Source organism: Halobacillus sp. 12SKB (assembly GCF_052941655.1).
Genome location: NZ_JBRFWR010000001.1, coordinates 2092794 through 2111573 on the forward strand (window position 1 = coordinate 2092794; position 18780 = coordinate 2111573).

23 protein-coding genes are annotated in these 18780 nt (G+C 41.8%); 14 read left to right on the forward strand and 9 right to left on the reverse strand.

The features are described from left to right. Positions 1–77: 77 nt before the first annotated feature. Positions 78–1604: a sodium-dependent transporter gene (locus ACQ4XT_RS10055; protein ID WP_446853565.1), complete on the forward strand. Its 1527-nt coding sequence runs from the start codon at positions 78–80 to the stop codon at positions 1602–1604. A gap of 1 nt (position 1605) precedes the next feature. Then, on the forward strand, positions 1606–1704 hold the full coding sequence (locus ACQ4XT_RS10060) for a methionine/alanine import family NSS transporter small subunit (protein WP_446853566.1): 99 nt from the start codon (positions 1606–1608) through the stop codon (positions 1702–1704). A gap of 34 nt (positions 1705–1738) precedes the next feature. Here ACQ4XT_RS10060 and ACQ4XT_RS10065 read toward each other — a convergent pair whose 3' ends face one another. Together ACQ4XT_RS10065 and ACQ4XT_RS10070 are read right to left on the reverse strand one after the other, a co-directional pair. Further along, positions 1739–2659: a M23 family metallopeptidase gene (locus ACQ4XT_RS10065; RefSeq protein WP_446853567.1), complete on the reverse strand. Its 921-nt coding sequence runs from the start codon at positions 2657–2659 to the stop codon at positions 1739–1741. 96 nt (positions 2660–2755) lie between these two features. Next, a complete protein-coding gene (locus ACQ4XT_RS10070) occupies positions 2756–3385 on the reverse strand; it encodes a YhcN/YlaJ family sporulation lipoprotein (RefSeq protein ID WP_446853568.1) in 630 nt (209 codons plus the stop codon). Between the two features lie 135 nt (positions 3386–3520). Between ACQ4XT_RS10070 and ACQ4XT_RS10075 the strand changes: the two genes are divergently transcribed. Next, positions 3521–3796 (forward strand): YutD family protein, encoded by a 276-nt coding sequence (locus tag ACQ4XT_RS10075; RefSeq protein ID WP_446855647.1) that lies wholly within the window; start codon positions 3521–3523, stop codon positions 3794–3796. A gap of 50 nt (positions 3797–3846) precedes the next feature. On the opposite strand, the gene ACQ4XT_RS10080 is transcribed toward ACQ4XT_RS10075, so the two are convergent. After that, a complete protein-coding gene (locus tag ACQ4XT_RS10080) occupies positions 3847–4134 on the reverse strand; it encodes a cytosolic protein (RefSeq protein ID WP_446853569.1) in 288 nt (95 codons plus the stop codon). A gap of 55 nt (positions 4135–4189) precedes the next feature. After that, positions 4190–4456 (reverse strand): DUF3055 domain-containing protein, encoded by a 267-nt coding sequence (locus ACQ4XT_RS10085; RefSeq protein ID WP_446853570.1) that lies wholly within the window; start codon positions 4454–4456, stop codon positions 4190–4192. Between the two features lie 167 nt (positions 4457–4623). Between ACQ4XT_RS10085 and hepT the strand changes: the two genes are divergently transcribed. Both hepT and nucF read left to right on the forward strand, forming a co-directional pair. Then, positions 4624–5061: a type VII toxin-antitoxin system HepT family RNase toxin gene (hepT, locus tag ACQ4XT_RS10090; protein WP_446853571.1), complete on the forward strand. Its 438-nt coding sequence runs from the start codon at positions 4624–4626 to the stop codon at positions 5059–5061. 15 nt (positions 5062–5076) lie between these two features. Next, entirely contained in the window at positions 5077–5871 is a 795-nt protein-coding gene (gene nucF / locus ACQ4XT_RS10095; RefSeq protein WP_446853572.1) for a 5' nucleotidase NucF, read from the forward strand. Positions 5872–5906: 35 nt separating this feature from the next. On the opposite strand, the gene ACQ4XT_RS10100 is transcribed toward nucF, so the two are convergent. Together ACQ4XT_RS10100 and ACQ4XT_RS10105 are read right to left on the reverse strand one after the other, a co-directional pair. Then, entirely contained in the window at positions 5907–7466 is a 1560-nt protein-coding gene (locus ACQ4XT_RS10100) for a hypothetical protein (RefSeq protein ID WP_446853573.1), read from the reverse strand. 879 nt (positions 7467–8345) lie between these two features. Next, entirely contained in the window at positions 8346–8852 is a 507-nt protein-coding gene (locus tag ACQ4XT_RS10105; RefSeq protein WP_226591807.1) for a phosphatidylglycerophosphatase A family protein, read from the reverse strand. Positions 8853–9040: 188 nt separating this feature from the next. Between ACQ4XT_RS10105 and ACQ4XT_RS10110 the strand changes: the two genes are divergently transcribed. Beyond that, on the forward strand, positions 9041–10006 hold the full coding sequence (locus ACQ4XT_RS10110) for a 2-hydroxyacid dehydrogenase (protein WP_446853574.1): 966 nt from the start codon (positions 9041–9043) through the stop codon (positions 10004–10006). A gap of 218 nt (positions 10007–10224) precedes the next feature. On the opposite strand, the gene ACQ4XT_RS10115 is transcribed toward ACQ4XT_RS10110, so the two are convergent. Continuing rightward, complete coding sequence (locus ACQ4XT_RS10115; protein WP_014644140.1) at positions 10225–10446, reverse strand: NifU family protein; 222 nt, start codon at positions 10444–10446, stop codon at positions 10225–10227. A 165-nt stretch (positions 10447–10611) separates the two neighbouring features. On the opposite strand from ACQ4XT_RS10115, the gene ACQ4XT_RS10120 reads away from it, so the two are divergent. From ACQ4XT_RS10120 to ACQ4XT_RS10130, 3 genes are all read left to right on the forward strand, one after another. Beyond that, entirely contained in the window at positions 10612–10950 is a 339-nt protein-coding gene (locus ACQ4XT_RS10120; protein ID WP_446853575.1) for a YuzD family protein, read from the forward strand. Between the two features lie 68 nt (positions 10951–11018). After that, the gene (locus ACQ4XT_RS10125; RefSeq protein ID WP_446853576.1) at positions 11019–11249 is read left to right on the forward strand and encodes a YuzB family protein; all 231 of its coding nucleotides are present in this window, start codon (positions 11019–11021) and stop codon (positions 11247–11249) included. Between the two features lie 130 nt (positions 11250–11379). After that, entirely contained in the window at positions 11380–11739 is a 360-nt protein-coding gene (locus ACQ4XT_RS10130) for a HesB/IscA family protein (RefSeq protein ID WP_446853577.1), read from the forward strand. A gap of 93 nt (positions 11740–11832) precedes the next feature. Here ACQ4XT_RS10130 and ACQ4XT_RS10135 read toward each other — a convergent pair whose 3' ends face one another. Next, entirely contained in the window at positions 11833–12819 is a 987-nt protein-coding gene (locus tag ACQ4XT_RS10135; RefSeq protein ID WP_226591801.1) for an NAD(P)/FAD-dependent oxidoreductase, read from the reverse strand. 295 nt (positions 12820–13114) lie between these two features. On the opposite strand from ACQ4XT_RS10135, the gene ACQ4XT_RS10140 reads away from it, so the two are divergent. From ACQ4XT_RS10140 to spsC, 3 genes are all read left to right on the forward strand, one after another. After that, a complete protein-coding gene (locus ACQ4XT_RS10140; protein WP_446853578.1) occupies positions 13115–14335 on the forward strand; it encodes an NAD(P)/FAD-dependent oxidoreductase in 1221 nt (406 codons plus the stop codon). A 672-nt stretch (positions 14336–15007) separates the two neighbouring features. Continuing rightward, positions 15008–15325, forward strand: a complete 318-nt coding sequence (locus ACQ4XT_RS10145; protein WP_446853579.1) for a YuiB family protein — start codon at positions 15008–15010, stop codon at positions 15323–15325. 96 nt (positions 15326–15421) lie between these two features. Beyond that, positions 15422–16123, forward strand: a complete 702-nt coding sequence (gene spsC, locus ACQ4XT_RS10150) for a stationary phase survival protein SpsC (protein WP_446853580.1) — start codon at positions 15422–15424, stop codon at positions 16121–16123. Between the two features lie 46 nt (positions 16124–16169). Here the strand turns inward: spsC and ACQ4XT_RS10155 are convergent, their stop codons facing one another. Beyond that, on the reverse strand, positions 16170–16652 hold the full coding sequence (locus ACQ4XT_RS10155) for a divergent PAP2 family protein (RefSeq protein ID WP_089654136.1): 483 nt from the start codon (positions 16650–16652) through the stop codon (positions 16170–16172). Between the two features lie 276 nt (positions 16653–16928). Here ACQ4XT_RS10155 and ACQ4XT_RS10160 point away from each other — a divergent pair, with 276 nt between their 5' ends. Together ACQ4XT_RS10160 and ACQ4XT_RS10165 are read left to right on the forward strand one after the other, a co-directional pair. Beyond that, complete coding sequence (locus tag ACQ4XT_RS10160; RefSeq protein WP_446853581.1) at positions 16929–18404, forward strand: leucyl aminopeptidase; 1476 nt, start codon at positions 16929–16931, stop codon at positions 18402–18404. Positions 18405–18521: 117 nt separating this feature from the next. Further along, positions 18522–18749, forward strand: a complete 228-nt coding sequence (locus ACQ4XT_RS10165) for a hypothetical protein (RefSeq protein WP_446853582.1) — start codon at positions 18522–18524, stop codon at positions 18747–18749. Positions 18750–18780: the final 31 nt, after the last annotated feature.

An 18780-nucleotide genomic window follows, 5' to 3' on the forward strand; every position in this document is an offset into this window, starting at 1 on the left:
TTTAAAGCAGAATAATCAGAAAAATAAAAATTTAAAAACATCTTTTCTTAGATGTTTAACTCAGGGAGGTCTTTCGCATGGAAAATCGTGCACAATGGGGAACACGAGCCGGTTTCATACTGGCAGCCGTCGGCTCAGCTATTGGTTTGGGTAACATATGGCGTTTCCCGGCAGTAGCTTATGAAAATGGTGGTGGCGCATTTTTTATTCCTTATTTATTTGCTCTATTAACAGCAGGGATACCGCTACTTGTCATGGAATTTACCATCGGTCACAAATTTAGAGGGTCAGCACCACTTTCATTCTTCCGAATGAATCGTAAAACAGAATGGCTTGGCTGGTGGGCAGTACTTGTATCCTTTGTTATTTCGACATATTATGCTGTCATTATTGCCTGGGCAATTTCATACAGTATCTTCGCATTCAATCTTTCTTGGGGCGATGACACAGAAGGCTTTTTGTTTAGTGATTATTTGCAATTATCCGTAGATCCTGGTCAGACAGGAAGCCTTGTACCTGGTGTTCTTATTCCACTTCTTATTGTTTGGTTAATTACACTTGGTGTACTATTCAAAGGAGTCAAAAAGGGTATTGAAGCAGCAAATAAAATCTTTATCCCGACATTGATTGTCCTTTTCATGATTATTGTCATCCGAGCGATTACTCTTCCGGGGGCGGCAGAAGGTCTTCAGACATTCTTTGCTCCAGATTTTAGTGCTATTACAGATAGTTCCGTTTGGGTAGCAGCTTATGGACAAATTTTCTTCAGTTTATCCATCGCCTTTGCGATTATGATTACGTACTCCAGTTACCTACCGAAGAAATCGGACTTAACGAACAATGCTTTCATTGCTGGCTTTGGTAACTCAAGCTTCGAATTACTTGCTGGTATTGGTGTTTTCGGAGCTTTAGGATTCATGGCTTCTCAAAGTGGTGTTCCAGTTAACGAAGTCGTCAGTGGTGGCGTGGGACTTGCGTTTGTCGTGTTCCCACAAATCATTAATGAGTTTCCTGCATTGAATGGCTTATTTGGTTTCTTATTCTTTGCATCCTTGGTACTAGCCGGATTGTCTTCATTGATTTCAATTTCAGAAACTTATGTAGCTGCCTTGAGTGAAAAATTTGGAATATCAAGGAAAGCTGCTGTAGGATTAGGCGGAGGATTAGCTGCCGTCATTTCCCTGCTTTTCGCAACACAAGGTGGACTTTATCTCCTGGATGCAGCTGATTACTTCATTAACCAGTTCGGAGTAGCATTTGTCGGACTTGTAGAAGTTCTCGTCATAGCGTGGTTCTTACGCAATCTTAATGACTTTCAGGCTCATGCTAACGGTATTTCTGATATCCATCTTGGAGGATGGTGGAAGATTTGCCTTGGTGTGATCACGCCAATCGTACTTGGGTTTATGATGTTTGATCTATTCAAGACGAACCTTCTTCAACAATTCGATACAGAAACAGGGAACTATGCAGGATATACAGATGGTTTCATTTTATTCGGAGGTTGGTTTGTAGCAGCGTTTGCCATTGTATCCGGCTTCCTGATGACATTGAAACGCTGGGATTCTAAGGCTGTTGAAGAAATCAAGAAGGAGGTAAGCTAATATGTCAGCTGGTGCAGTAACAATGATGATTATCGGAATAGTCGTTATATGGGGTGGCCTGGCTGCCAGTATTACGAATGCCGTTAAAAAATCCAAATAATAAGAAAAGCGTCGCACAGTAAAGTGCGGCGCTTTTAATTTTTTGTCATCCTTTCCCATTTTCGCAGGAATGGGTAAGGGTCAAAGGACCATTCATTTTTTCCATTATCTTGATACATGCCATAATGAAGGTGGGGAGGGAACTTGCCGGAGGTTCCAGGAGGTCCATATCCAGAAGCTCCTACCGAACCAATCACATCCCCAGGTTGTACGATGTCACCCACTTTAATTTCTTCTGAAAAACTGTGCAGGTGAGCGTAATAGTGGTAAATGTTATAAATATCCCGAATCCCAATCCTCCAACCACCGAACTTATTCCACCCTTTCATCTCTACAACTCCATACGTTGTAGACTTAACGGGCACACCGTAATTAGCAAAGATATCGGTGCCTTCGTGAATGCGTCGTCCTCCAAATCCTCGAGCATCCCCCCATGTGCTTCTATAACTGTAATTTGCTTGAAGAGGGAGGGGAAAGTCACGGTTTGTTAAATTTACGGTCTGGAATTTTTTAAATACTCTGGCTGTGTTCATAATGGTTTGAACGGTAAGGTCTCTCTTGTAATAATTCCATAAGGCAATTTTAATATCATCACTCGTAGTACCATAAGACTTCAAGTATGTGCCTATTGAATACAACACATCTTCATCATTATCCAACTGAACCTTTTGATCCCCATTTCCATCTTCACCCCAGCCTTCCGGAAAAAATGTTGAAGGCATTTCTCCAGCAGAACCGGTCCAGAACATCGGATCTGCTTCAATTGCAGTGACACGTCCATCTTTGGGGTCGTCATGAACTTGTCTCTCATATTGGTCAATCGCCGCCAAATACTCCCAGGGAATATCTGTGATGGCTGAGGTTTTCTTATATAATGCCATTCGCGCATCGCTCTCTTCATCTGCATGTATGGAACCTGCGAAGAAAAGAGTACACATGCTAAGACATAAGATCATTGAACCGATGTATTTCATAAACTCACCTTCAATGTTTTGATATCTATAGCATGAGGCAGGCATGCTTTTGTTATGAATGGAAAATTAGGGGTGAAATCAGTTTTCCATGCCTGTTTCTTCTTCTGTATTCATATTTGGTCCAACATCCGGCTGATTAGGATTGGACTCATCGACTTTTCCTTGGGGTGACTTTTTCATTTTTTTGATAATGCTATCGATCGTATCGTTATACCCTTGATCATAAACTGTAGAGTTACTTAAGCTCTGGATATCTCCGAAGGAAGCAGGGTTGTCCGATACATATACATGGTAAAAGCTCGGGACTAAAGAATAGGCCGTTTTCTGAACCATATCAGCAGCTGATTCTCGATCTATATCATCTGCTTTTTTGTAGGCAACGAGTACCTCATTATCCGTTACTACAGTGGCTACGTCATCGAATTGATCATAACGGAGGATCATTCTAGAGATCATATCCGCCATTTCTTCACGATTGACTTTAATTTCACGGTGCTCTTCCGAATCTTGATTTAATTGATCCTTGTTGAAGCGTACATAACCTACTTGACCATCTTTTGGCTTTTCGTTATATCCATCCATCGCATTGCCATTCAACGTGTCATCATCCATCATATTTTTTGCTTGTTCTTCTTTGGTTTCCTGACATCCGGAAACGATGAGTGTAACAAGGGATAGAAGGGTAAATACTTTCCATATTTTTTTCAACATTGTTCCTCCTTAATGTAACTCTTTATAATCATTAGATTGAGCAGTTTTACCGGAAACATACTTTTTGCTTTTGTTGTATTACCTAACATGTGAAAAAATGTGATACACTAAAATAGGATAGAGGTGATACAAATGATTGAGCTTGCTGGGAAAACATATGATCTCCTAGAGGACTATCAAGAAGGCTTTCAACAGGAAGAAGTAGAAAGTCGATTTAGTGATATCCTGAATAAATATGACTTTATTGTTGGGGATTGGGGTTATGGTCAGTTAAGGTTAAAAGGGTTTTATGATGATCAAAATTCCAAAGCAACGTTTGATACTAAAATCAGTACCCTGGAAGATTATTTGTATGAATACTGTAACTTTGGATGTTCTTACTTTGTATTGAAAAGAATTCGTCAATAAGAAACGGCGCGCAAATCATCGCACGCCGTTTCTTTTTGTATTTCACCGATTTAATGTGCTTCCTCAGAAGGCTTTACATTTTCACCTTTTTCATCATGCGTGGGGTGAGCACCATCCTCATGTCGAGGGAGGTCCTGGTGGAGCCCTTTATTTTCATAGTTGAAAGCGCTGTAATAGCGCTGCTCATCTGTCCATGGTGCACTTTTATCATTGGTTACAGGTTCATATTTGTTTCGGGGTGCACCATAAGGCCCCTCAGGAAGTTGTTCGGGAGTCAAGTAATTACGCTGAGCTTCGACATTGGCAAAATCCGAATATTTACGTTTTTCTTTACCCATAAAAAAACCTCCTTCCGCTTTATTTTTTGCGGAAGGAGGTTTTTTATGCCTACACTTAAAGAAGGTCCGGAAGATAATTCCTTAATTCTTCGGCTTCGATCGCACTGAGTTGAAACATATGTTCCAAGTGGCCGATTTCATTGATATTCTCATGATCAAGCAAAGCTTGACGGTTTTTTGGTAAATTGATCACCATCGTTTGATTCTGAAAATAATCGGCTTTCATGAGAGCAAGTTCAAACCGGTGACTCCCTGCTGTGAACGATACAAAACGTGTGCTTGTATTTTGAGTGACGTCTTCCAGAAGCGGACGTTGTGCCATGATGATCATCTCCCATTCGTTGTATTGTTAAATCCGCTGCGAAAAAACTTTAGCATTAGTATGCCCGATTTCTATGAATTAAGACACTTAAAAATCAGGAAGCGTGAGAGGAAGTCTTTTATGGTATCATGAATGACAAAGCTCACTTTTTGTAGGAGGTTACAAAGATGTATTTCGTGAATCGAGAAAAAATTGAAGAAATTTTATCATATATGGAAAAAATACAAGGGGAATTGGCGGAACACTCTTACAAGCGTTTTGCAGACCAGCTTCTCTTAGAGCGGATGACACATTTAAACATTGAAGCCATCATAGACGTCGGAAACATGATGATTGATGGTTTCATCATGAGAGACCCAGGAAGTTATGAGGATATTATCGACATATTGACAGATGAACAGGTGTTACCTGAGGATGAGCAGGAAGCCTATAAGCAATTTGTTCAACTTAGGAAAATGATTGTACAACAATATACAGAAGTCGATCATGAGCAGATCGTACAAGTGTGGCAGGAACAACAAGACTCGTTACAAGCTTTTCCGAATCGAGTGCGTAATTACTTGGATAATGAGCTTGGACCTGTTTCTGCCTTTTCCAAGAGTTGAGGGGTGTGTAAAGTTATGAGCAAGAAGGAATACAAAGGCTATCTTATTGATCTTGATGGAACCATGTACAAAGGTGCTGAAAGAATTGAAGGGGCAGCGGAATTCGTCGAGCACTTAAAATCGAAGAACCTTCCATTTATGTATTTGACAAATAACTCTTCAAAAACTGTTGATCAAATTGCAGAGAAACTTAATCAAATCGGAGTCCATGCTAAGCCAGAGCAAGTCTATACGAGTAGTCTCGCAACCGCTGAATATATAAGGAGTGAAAAAGAAAAAGCCCGTGTATTTGCCATCGGTGAAGAAGGATTATTCGACGCATTGCGCCAAAAGGATTTGGAATTGGTGGAAGAGGGAGCAGACTTCGTGGTAATTGGTATTGACCGGGAAATTAATTATGAGAAGCTGGCCATAGCTTGTTTGGAAGTTAGGAATGGAGCTGCTTTCATAAGCACAAATGGAGACATTGCTATACCTACAGAGCGTGGGCTCGTGCCAGGAAATGGAGCTGTGACATCCGTAATTACTGTTAGTACCGGTGTGGACCCAGTTTTTGTAGGTAAACCAGAGCCTTTGATTATGTCTAGGGCACTGAAACGGTTAGGTCATCATAAAGAGGATGTCTTGATGGTTGGGGACAATTACAATACAGATATTAAAGCAGGAATGTCAGCAGGGATGGATACATTAATGGTAGAGACTGGGTTGAGTACGTTTGATGAGATCAAGGATAATGAACATCAGCCCACATACAAATGCAAAGATCTATTCCAATGGATCCAACACTTGAATTCGAATGAAGAGAAATAGAGAAACGACCAGAGAATAGCTCTGGTCGTTTATTTTTACATTAAGTAGGGACCAAAAAATACAGTAATGAAAAGAATGTGCATCCCTATAAAATAGGTCAATTGGATCGGATTGGACCAATCCTTTGAACGTGCCGCGGCTTTTAATATTCCGTAAGCAATGCCTGCAAATCCAAGTAAAAACAGTATAGGGCTGCCAGGAAAACTTAAATAATCGGGAGCTCTAGCGAGAAGTGCATCCGAAAACATTGGATCCCTTGCCACAATGGCTGCCACTAAGTATATGAGAATCCCTGTATAAAGCACCCAAGAGCGGTCCTGATCCAGAGCGTCGGCTTTAGAGAACATGATGAATATCATGAATAGCAATGGCCATAGGAACCAAAATGTCGAGATGATAAGGGCAAATAAGCCTGCGGAAAGCATACCAATCGTTTTTCCGGAAGCAAGAAGCAAACCTTGTTTTGTTACCTGATCAGCGCGCTGGATCACTTCAGGTTTACTTGAAGCTAATAACAGCTTATGATTGTCTCCTCCATTATCCACCCACAAAACTGTTTCTTCATTTAGCCTGACTGGAAAATTAGAGAATGACGGTGTATTGCTTAATCGTGTTACTGTTGTAGAGTTACTCTCACTGATCGTTGCTTGGTAAATGTTAAATTGTGGGCCAGGTCGGAATAGCGTGTCGGTCCAACCGTTTGCCTTAAAGAGAAGTACTGGCCCGTTCTCCGTATTATGGATGCTTAGGTCTGTTATTTCTTTCAGCTCATACGTCGAGAAAGGATCTTGAAAACTTACCCTGTTCAGATTAGGGTTTTCCCCAAAGGGAGCCTCTCCATAGTAATAATGGTTTTGTATCTTACCAGATTGGCTTTGTTTTTGTATCGTTGAAACAAGCAGCTGATAACTGTTTTCTTTGGTCGTAAATTGGATATCGTTTACTTGTTCTGATTCTTTGACTGAGAAAGTTGCTTCACCGAGTGGATTTATACTGTTTTCTTCCACCTGGTAGTATTTCAGTAAGTTTCCTGAGGACGTCACTTCATCTGTCAATAAATAAGTACCGCTGTCCGTCTCTGTCATATGAACAGAGGCTTTCGGATTTTCCAGTGATAAAAGCTCATCACCAGCAGATTCATTTAAATCAAAGCTATAAATCTTATCCTCATTCCTGTAAAAAGCCCTGCTATCCAGAGGGTAAAATGCTTGAATATCAGTGATTTTCTCCCCTGTCTCCTGATCATACATGCTGTAATAATCGGCATAAATCACTTTGTTTTCACCTATGTAGAATTGAGTGAATTTATCGACAGGAATATCATATGAGTTTTCTTCCTTCATTTCATATTGAGCATTGTAAATGTTTTGTTGGATGCCATCTTCGGTAAGAAAGGAAACGGACGGGTTTCCTTCGTGAAGGCCAACATTAGGAGTCCGTAAAACAGGTGTGGTTCCAATATCCAATGCACGGCTCCAATTCTCATCCGGAGGCTCTGTGACTTTTTGATAATTATGAGAAAACAGCAAGCTTACAGCGACCAGAACGATAATCGAAGGAAGCAGCCAAACCAACTTTCCTCTCCAACTTTTCATCTATTGCATCTCCTTCCTTTTTCTGTATCTTCTTGTAGTACGTAAATAAGATTATAAAGGTTTCAGAAAAATAAAAATACGATATGAAAAAAAGTCTGAAAAATCATATTTAGCTTATCTATGACCATGCTCCTTATTAAGTTATATGGGAGGATTGTGGAAGACTTGATTTCGAGATGTTTGTGTGGGTTTAGGGGCTCCGGGAAAAGGTTCGCTTTCCGTGGGCGAGTGATGAGCCTCCTCGAGCTAACGCTCTGCGGGGTCTCATCTACCACGCACTTCCCACAGGAGTCTCACCGTTTCCCTCTGCCCCTTTGCCACATGAGGTTCTCGAAATCCCTCTTATATTACCTTGCCTAAAACTGTTATTAATCCTGCTTAAACCGCATTGATATAGGATTCTCACACATAAAAGCTCCTATTGCTGGAAGGGAGTTTCGAGAATTTCTTCCAGCAAGTGGGCAGAGGGGAATGGCGAGACTTCTAACTTAAGTGTGCAGGCGCCTTGATCAGCGGCGTATGGACTGGACTGAGCTGGCGGAGATAAAGGAAACACGAAGAACGGAGTGATTCGATGTTGACTTATCGTACAGAAGCGAGGGAAGTCTCACTAGCCGCTAGGCACCGGAACCGGATATCGAAGAGGAAAAAGTGCAGGGTGAGACCCCACAGGACGTAGTCCGAGGAGGCTCACCGCGCTCCCGCGGAAAGCGAGTTATTCCCCGTAGCCCCCATCTACTCAACAAAAGTCTCGAAACTGAGCTTCAACAAACGGGAGCTTTTATTGAAGAATTGAGTAAAATAAAAAAGCAGCTCAATGGAAAAGTACAGAACGTACATTACATTGAACTACTTTAATCTTACATTATTCATTTTTTATTATACCTCGTTGTCTCCAGCGATGGTGTGGGCGAGTCTGCTGGAAGCGGCGGCTGCAATGGCACCGACAATGTCATCTAAGAATGTGTGACATTCCCCTGAGGATTTGTCATTCAATTTTTGTAAGATTCCTGGTTTTTGTTTATCAATATACCCGTAATTGGTAAAACCGATGGATCCGTAAACGTTAACGATGGAAAAGGCAATGATTTCATCAATTCCATAAAGGCTTTCGTCTACTTCAATGGTGGACTGTAATGGCTCTTCAAGCATTTTCTTTTCTGCTAGACGATCCATTTGAATCCCTGTAATGACTGCATTTTGAACTTCACGCTTTGTAAGTACTTTGTTCACATTAAAGCGGCAGTCGTCCATGGATAAATCATCGTGATATTTAGACTGTAAGTAATAGACAAGGTCCGCAATGTCATCAATGGTGACCCCTCTTTCCACCAGCCAATCTCTTGCTGTTTTTTCAAGAGTGGATACTTTTCTTTCTTCTGCCATAGTGAAAAACCTCCCTGCTCATCATGACTTGCACAGCACCATACCCGCGTTTATTATTGCACAAACGGGCGGTGTTATGTTCATTATATCAAAACTTCTTCTTGAAGGTGCAAAAGTGTAGAAGGTTGGAAAGCCTCAATGGTTATTTCCTATGATAAAATAGTTAAAAATGAATGGAGGTTCGATCATTGACTAAACCAAAAGTGTTTATTACCCGTCGTCTCCCTGAAGAAGTCGTGGATCCTTATAAAGAACAGTTGGATATTGAGATGTGGCCAAGTGAAGTGGAACCTGTAAGTCGCCAAGTGTTGCTTGGACATGCCCAATCTTCTCATGGTTTATTGACCATGTTGACGGAAAATGTAGATGAACAAATGCTTCGAAAATCCAACAATCTTTCCATCGTAGCGAATATGGCTGTTGGCTATGATAATGTGGATGTGAAAACAGCTGAGTCGTTAGATATTGCTGTAACCCATACACCAGATGTGCTTACGGAAACAACAGCGGATCTCACCTTCGGTTTGTTGATGGCTACAGCGAGAAGAATTGTAGAGGCGAGCCAATACATAAAGGACAACAAGTGGGAGCATTGGTCTCCGCTGATGTTAGCCGGTACGGATATTCACGGGAAAACAATAGGCATTGTCGGGATGGGGAGAATTGGAGAAGCGGTTGCAAAAAGGGCGAAAGGCTTCGGTATGAACGTGTTGTATTATAATCGTTCTCGTAAACCTGAAGCCGAAGAGTCTCATGGTGCGAGCTATGCAGGTTTTAAGGAGTTGCTTGAACAAGCCGACTATGTCGTGTGTTTGACTCCTTTGACAGATGAAACCCACCACATGTTCAATAAGGAAGCATTCCATAGGATGAAAAAGAATGCTTTTTTCATCAATGCTTCCAGAGGTGCTACAGTAGATGAGAAAGCCTTATATGAAGCAATCATTAATAAAGATATTGCCGGAGCGGGACTTGATGTATTTGAACATGAACCGATTTCCTCCGACCATCCATTGCTTTCATGTCCTGAAGTGGTTTGTTTGCCGCATATCGGTTCAGCTACGAAGGAAACTAGATATAAAATGATGAAACTTAGTCTTGATAACCTTGTTCATCACTTCCAGGGAAAACCTTTACTTACACCTGTTCCATAGATTTGTCTTTATTTATTTTTCGAGTCTAAAAGTCATCTTAAGACTTGATTTCGAAATGTTTTTGTGCGGAGGGGCGCTTTCCAACCAGCTTTGACTTCAAATATAGCAAACACTTCCCGGATCTAAGCCTTTCACAATCGGAAGCTTATTTTACATTAGAAGATGAGTATAACAAAAAAAGAGCCGCTCTTATGGAGCGGCTCTTCCAGTTAGGTGTATTAAAATACTTGCTCGACTTCGTAAATGCCTGGTACTTCTTGTGCAAGAGCTCTTTCGATTCCTGCTTTCAAAGTGATTGTGGAACTTGGGCAGTTTCCGCAAGCACCCATAAGTCGCAGACGGACGATTCCGTCTTCAACATCGACAAGCTCGACGTCCCCACCGTCACGTAGTAAAAATGGGCGAAGTTTATTGAGTACCTCTTGAACCTGTTCATTCATGTTCAATCTTCCCCTTTCTTAAGTATCATTATAAAACGAAATAACTAAAAAATCTATGGTTGTCTAAGTCTCTGTATAATAATGTTGAGAACTATTATCATTTTATCTTTTTTCTTTTCTTTTGTAAAATAGAAAAAACGTAATATAAAAAGGGAGAGGGTACGGATGGGGGAGCATCAGAAAGTTAGAGTGGCGGTTTATGGAGCTGATGTGAGATGTGCCAGCTGTGTCAACGCACCTGGTTCGAAGGAGACATATGAGTGGCTGCAGGCGGCTATTGGAAGAAAGTATAACGATTCAATGGTTACCTACAGTTACTATGATATCCAGGAGGAAGCTCAGGATGGAGCGGATCCTTCTATTATCCAACAGCTGTTAGATGATGAACTATTTTATCCTCTCGTCCTTGTTGAGAATGAAATTGTAGGTGAGGGAGATCCTAGATTAAAAAATGTTTATAAGGCCTTGGATAAGAACGGACTCCAGCGAAAGGAAAATTCATAGCAGACGTGGCTGACGGTATGATATGATTAGGATAAGATAGGGTTTCATCCATTCTAGAGGTGAAGCGGATGAATCCATTAATTGAATTTTGTATCAATAACTTGATCAGTGGATCGCAAGAAGCTAAAGAAAAACTTGAGAAAGACCCTGATCTTGATGTTGTCGAATATGGGTGTTTAAGAAACTGTGGACTATGTTCCCAGACGTTATATGCTGTTGTAGAAGGAGAACGTGTCATGGCTGATACACCTGATGAATTAGTCGATAAAATTTATGAACATTTGGACGAAACCCTATAATACGGTGTAGCCATGGAAGGGAAAGGTATCCTTTAAACAAGGGTGCCTTTTGTTTCGGAATACGGGATGTTTGATTAAAAGTTCTGGCATTTAGTATACTGACGATAAGAAGAGAAAGGAGAGGCTTGGTATGATTCTGAATATCACAGAAGCCGCAAGTCACCAAATCAAAGAGATGATGAAAGAAGAAGAAGGAGATGTTCGTCTTCGCTTCGGTGTTAAAGGTGGAGGCTGCAGTGGATTGTCTTATGCCATGGGCTTCGAAGATGAAATCAATGAGGAACTTGATCTTGTAGAGGAGTCCAGTGGGATCCCGGTAGTCATTAACCGTCAAGACGCCGCTATTGTAGAAGGAACGACCATCGATTTCAAACAGAATATGATGGGTGGCGGGTTCACCATTGATAACCCGAATGCGATCGTTTCATGTGGATGTGGATCATCGTTCAAAACAGCAACCAATGCTGGAACACCTGATCCAAATTGTTAATATCAAACCTTTCTGTGTCTACAGAAAGGTTTTTCTTATCTCGGAATATGAAAAGGAAGAAGCCCACTGATGAGGCTTCTTCCTTTTGCTTTTTTATGAAAACATGCTTGTCGAGTGTTTAGGTTGAACACGAGCACCTGGATCGATATAGGCTTTAGCATTGTTAACTGCCGTTGGGCCTTCACCAAAACCCGAAGCGATCAATTTTACTTTCCCAGGGTAGGTACAAATATCACCCGCTGCATAGATCCCTTTGATATTGGTTTCCATCTTGGAATTGACGACGATGCTGTTCTTTTCGATTTCCAATTCCCAATCTTTTATCGGACCGAGAGAGGAAATGAAGCCGTAGTTCACAATCACATCATCAACGTCGATCGTTTCTACTCGATCTCCTTTGACTTCTTTCAATTCCACCTGTTCAATGCGTTCATCGCCAATCATTTTTTCAGGAGTAAATGGAGTCATTATTCGGACGTTGGATTCATTGAGCTGTGACACACTATGTTCGTGTGCTCTGAATTTATCTCTTCTATGGACAAGAGTCACTTGTTCAGCAATTGGTTCAAGCATAAGGGCCCAGTCGACAGCAGAGTCACCGCCGCCTGCAATCATGACTTTTTTATCCCGGAACTTGTCCATATTGCTGACGTGGTAATGAAGGTTTGTCTCTTCAAAACGTTCTGTATCTTCAATTTTCAATTTTCTTGGTTGGAAGGCTCCGTTTCCTGCTGTGATAATAATGGTTTTTGTATAATGAACCTCTTTGTCTGTCGTCAGTTTGATGGTTTCATCATCCATTCTTTCAACGGAAACCACTTCCTGGTTCAAAGAGATGGTAGGGTTGAACATCATCGCTTGTTCCTCTAGGTTGTCAACAAGCTCTTGTGCTCGCACTTTTGGAAATCCGGCTACGTCGAAAATGTATTTTTCTGGGTAGAGAGCGGTCAGCTGACCTCCTAGATGGGGAAGACTTTCAATGATGTTTACACTTGCTTCACGCATTCCACCATAGAATGCTGTAAATAAACCAACCGGCCCACCGCCGATTACCGTTATATCGTATATTTTTTCACTCATAATAAACCTCCTGATGAAAATTTCACTAAAATACATTCTATCATAAAAAAAATTCTGATGGGAACAATGAGGGGATGTAAACCTTTACAGTGGGGGAATTGTTGTATAATTCCGATAAAGACTTTTTGGGTTGAAAATGGGTAAAAAAAGGTCTAAGATAAAAACATAATAAATAGTAAGAATTTGTGACAATTTTCCCCTGAAGCCGATTCAGGTTTTTTCATGTTCTCTTTTGTGAAAATAGTCACAAGCATTAGTCAATGGATCATTATTATGAGATGGAAGTGATTAAATCATGAGAAACCCTAACATTGTGATTCTTGGTGCCGGATATGGCGGGATCATGACAGCAGTGAAGTTACAGAAAAGCCTAGGTGCAAATGATGCAAACGTGACACTTGTCAATAAACATAGTTACCATTATCAAACGACATGGTTACATGAAAATGCTGCGGGTACTTTACACCATGACCGTACGCGCATTGAAATCAAAGATGTCCTCAATACGAGCAAAGTGAATTTTGTACAAGATACCGTTATGGAGATCAAGCCCGAAGAAAAAAAGGTACGGCTGGAAGACGGAGAACTCTCTTATGACTACCTTGTGATCGGCCTTGGTTTTGAAGCGGCTACGTTTGGGATTTCTGGTCTTAAGGAGAATGCCTTTACTATAAACAGCATCAATAGTGCACGGATGATTCGTCAGCACATTGAATATAACTTCGCAAAATATAATAATGAAGCGGAGAAAAAGCAAGAACGTTTGAACATTGTCGTAGGTGGCGCCGGATTTACAGGCATCGAGTTCGTAGGAGAACTCGCTAACCGTGTACCGGAACTTTGCAAAGAATACGACATCCCACGTGAAAAAGTACGTATCATCAACGTGGAAGCTGCTCCAACTGCACTTCCAGGATTCGATCCAGAACTTGTGGAGTACGCGATGAACTCCTTAGAAGCAAGAGGCGTTGAATTCAAAATCGGAGCGATGATCAAAGAAGTAACTGAGAACAAGCTTGTTTTCGAAAAAGACGAGCAACGTGAAGAAATTGAGACGAACACGGTGGTTTGGGCTGCTGGTGTACGCGGAAACTCCCTTGTTGAAAAAGCCGGATTTGGAGCAAACCGCGGACGTATCCCAGTCGGAGATGACTTGCGTCCAGAGGGTTATGACGATGTCTTCATTGTAGGGGACTGTGCTCTGATCATGAACGAGGAAACTGGACGTCCTTATCCTCCAACAGCACAGATTGCCATCCAGCAAGCGGAACAAACAGCAGCGAACCTTACTCGTCTGATTAGAGGCGAAGATCACCTTGAGCCATTTGAACCAGACTTGAAAGGGACCGTAGCCTCTCTTGGTCATAATGATGCCATAGGCGTGGTCTTTGATGACAAGAAATTGTTCGGATGGTCAGCGACGGCAATGAAGAAAATTATCGATAACCGTTACCTGCTGAAACTAGGTGGCGTACCACTAGTTCTTAAAAAAGGAAAACTAAACTTCTTTCATTAATCATTACGAAAAGCGAAAGCAGAACCACTGCTTTCGCTTTTTTATTAACAAAAATTAACCGTCCTTCTCCTAGAATAGCTCCCTATTCTTGAAGACTCAGTTTCGAGACTTCGTTGAGTGGATGGGGCTGCGGGGAATAACTCGCTTTCCGCGGGAGCGCGGTGAGCCTCCTCGGACTGCGTCCTGTGGGGTCTCACCCTGCACTTTTTTCCCGCAGGAGTCTCGCCATTCCCCTCCGCCCACTTGCCGGAACAAATTCTCGAAACTACCTTCCAGCAATAGGAGCTTTTATGGTTGAGAAGCCTATGTCAACGCGGTTTATGCAGGATTTAAAAGAGTTTTAGGCAGGGTACTATAAGAGGGATTTCGATAACCTCATATGGTAAAGGGGCGGAGGGAAACGGTGAGACTCCTGTGGGAAGTGCGTGGTAGATGAGACCCCGTAGAGCGTTAGCTCGAGGAGGCTCATCACTCGCCCTCGGAAAGCGAACCTTTTCCCGGAGCCCCTAAACCCACACAAACATCTCGAAATCAAGTCTTCTACAATACTGCCAGTTTGTTTAATAACAAACTGTATCGCTATGGAGAGCTCTTGCGCTTTTTATGTAACCGTTATAGAATGAAATTTGGATTCGTTTGTGTTTCGTTGAACATACATAGGGGGAAACGTTAGTGAATATCGTGCAGTTCATCGTGTCAATGTTGTTATTTTTCGTGTTATTCTTCGGAATCTCTTTCTTATTGAATATGATTTTGCGTTCTTCATGGTTGATGGCCTTTGTGTATCCGATCATCGTGCTTTTCATCGTGGATGACTTTTCATGGACAAAGTATTTATCGGCTCCAGGGACAGCATTTCCTACAGTCTTTGAACAATTATCCAACCTAAAGCTTGTGGATATCGTTATCTTAGCAAGTGGCTTCGTAGGGACTATAGTGGCTGGGATTGTAATTAAAAAATTACGTAAAAATGGATATCAAATGTTTTAAAATGGAAAGGCTAACAGCACGTAGTGCTGTTAGCTTTTTTTGATGTTACTAGAGAGGGGATGAAGTTCTGACTGAATAAAAAAATGGGGCTTGGACATGATTACACCTAGAGGTGATTTCATGAACAAGCGGACGAAGTCTATCTTTTTTATTCTACTGTTCAGCTTTGCTCTTTATAGTACTTTTACAAATGTAACAAACCTATCGCTTTCAGATTTTGACGAATGGATTGCATCTAAATTCAAAGGGGAAACCTTAGAAGGGGAGACTCTTCTTCAAAAAGATCGTGCATTTTCTGAGAAAAGCTTGAAAATAAAAAATGCCCCACAGACCTACGTATCCAGTGCGGTCATAGAAGCGGTAGAACTGTTGGAAGAAACGATTGATTTCAGTCAATACCCGAGCCATGAAGTTGTAGCGACAGGTTATACAGCGGGGTATGAATCCACAGGTAAAACCCCCGAGCACCCTGGGTATGGAATTACGTATTCAGGGGTAAATGTGAAGCGGGATTTATATTCTACAATTGCTGCTGATTTGGAAATGTTTCCGTTAGGGACTGTGCTGTTTATCCCTGGTTATGGGTATGGAGTGGTTGCTGATATTGGCGGGGCGATCAAAGGGAATAAGCTTGATCTTTATTTTCCAACCGTGAATGATGTTTACAATCAATGGGGAAAGCAAACGCTCAATGTTTATGTGGTTGAAGAGGGGAACGGTCAACTATCTGAAGAAGATTTGAAGAAATTGAATGAGGATGAATCGTTGCAGGTCTTCCGCTCCCAAATGAGCCAATAAAAAATCTCTTCCGATACAATGGATTCGGAAGAGATTTTTTGTTTTTTCAGTAGATCAGGGAATGAAGAAGGAAAGTGAGCAGAATCCCTGTCAGCCCCCCGAAGAAAACTTCTATTGGCTGGTGGCCCAAAAGTTCTTTAAGTTCTTCTTTCTTTTGATAGCCTTCTTTTTGCTGCCAGCTTTTGGCTTCACTTACGAACCGGTTGAAATCGTTTAGTAAGATGTTCAGCATAATGGCTTGTTCACCGGTTTGACGCCTTACTCCGGTGCTGTCAAACATGACGATGATACTGAACACACAAGCAATAGCAAAAACAGATGAACCGAATCCTTGTTCAATTCCCACCCCTGTGGCGAGGGCAGTAACAGCTGCGGAGTGACTGCTGGGCATGCCGCCTGTACTGAAGGCGAGACTTGTATTCAATTGTCTGGAAGCGATAAATTGAATCGGGATCTTAATTACTTGGGCGAAAAGGATAGCAGCGATTGACGCCCAAAGGGGAAAGTTTTGAACTAAATCTAATAGCATGATGACATCCTTTCTGATCTTCCGGGGAATAGAAATGGCAATCTATGTAGTTGTTCATTCATACAATATAGAATAGGTGTGCAGGATCAAGTGCATCCATAGGATCATGGCATGCTTTTTTGTAGCGTTCATATGGAGATGGAGCAAAGTCATTATACCATATGATTCATGGAGCGAGATAGTTATATTCATGTTAAGTTAAGATCTAAGAACGGATCTTTTTGGCAAGGAAAACACAGCGGATTTGTGTATACTTGGGTATGGAGGTGTATCAATATGTATACTGTAACAAATGAATGGAAAGATACGGGTTCGTTACTCGTGGGTCTTTTTGAAGAAAATGAAGTGAACAAGCCTACGATTGACAAGGTGAAAAATTCGTGTGGAGTCGATCTTGAAGCGTACATAGAAGCTGGGCATTTGTCTACGGAAAGCAAAAAACTGGATAAGGTTTTAGTCATGAATGAAAGAAAATTGAAGAACATCTATGTCATTGGTTTAGGATCATCACAGAAATTCGACGAAAACAAGTATCGCAAGACATTTGGTCGTGTATTTCAAAGCTTAATCAAAGACCAAGTGTCCTCTGTTACTGTTTTACTCGAGAGTCTAATTCCTAAAGGGGAAGATATAGAACGGTACTCCGCTCTTCTTTCAGAAGCTATGCTGACATCGACATATCGTCTCCCTTCTTTTAAAACCAACCAAAAAGAACCGGTGGATATCAATGAACTCACTGTTTGGACAACACAAGAGGAAAAGACTGTCCTTGAAGCTTTGAATAAAGGGCAAGCCTTCGCTGATGGGGTGAACACGGCAAGGTATTTGGTTCATCTGCCTGCGAATGTTTTGACTGCATCAGAAATGGCTGAGTTCGCTACAACGATGGCGGAAGACTACCAGTTTGAATTGAGCATCCTTGAAAAAGAAGATATGGAAGAACTGGGAATGGGAGCTTTACTGGCTGTCAATCAAGGGTCAGTAGAACCACCAAAAATGATTGTGCTTAAATATCAAGGGCTGGAAGAATGGAAAGATGTCACGGCCCTCGTTGGAAAAGGAATTACGTATGACACAGGTGGCTATTCGATTAAGCCAAAAACCGGAATGCCAGGTATGAAAGGTGATATGGGTGGAGCGGCAGCTGTCCTCGGCGCTATGGAAACCATTGGTCAATTGAAGCCGAAAAAGAACGTCATCGCTGTCATTCCATCTTCCGACAACATGATTTCAGGCGATGCCTTCAAGCCGGATGATGTGATTACGTCTATGAGTGGCCTGACAATTGAAGTATTGAATACAGATGCAGAAGGCCGTCTTGCCCTTGCCGATGGGGTCACCTATGCTCAAAGTCAGGGTGCGGATCGAGTAATTGATGTCGCTACGTTAACTGGAGGCGTCGTAACGGCACTAGGATCTTGGATGACAGGGGCTATGACGAATGATGAGCGCTTGTATAAAGATGTTGAGGATGCAGGGAAATCTGTAGGAGAGCCTATTTGGTTGTTACCTTACAATGATGATTATAGAGCGCAGGTGAGAAAAAGTTCGATTGCGGATCTGAACAACTCCCCGACGAGAAAAGCGCATCCAATCATGGGTGGAGCATTTGTAGGTGCCTTCGTTGAAAAGGTACCGTGGGTCCATTTGGATATCGCAGGTACATCCATATCGGATGGTCCTCATGATTTGGGTCCTAAAGGTCCGACAGGGGTCATGTCCAAAACGTTAGCTCAATATATTATGGAATAGATTCAAAAACCTCCCCGAAAGCGGGAGGTTTTTTTGTTTTAATAAGTCCACACCTCGCACCTCGCAGAACACAGGCGTATAACATATAGGGAGGGAGATGAGCGGGGAGGCTTTAAGATGTTCCAACTGACATCGTTGTGGCGGAGAATCCGTCCCTCGTCACGCAGGCGTGCCATCCTAAAGATGATAAAAAAGAATCTAGGGACTTTCCTTATCGTTCATACGGTGAATGGTGCTTATTTCGGAAAAGTGGAAAGAGTGTGGGACGAGAACGTTCTTATCAGCATTGGTGACCGAATCTATATGGTCAATATCAACGATATAGAAGAAATTGCACCAAAATGAAAGCACCCACTACATTCACTGTAGGGGTGCT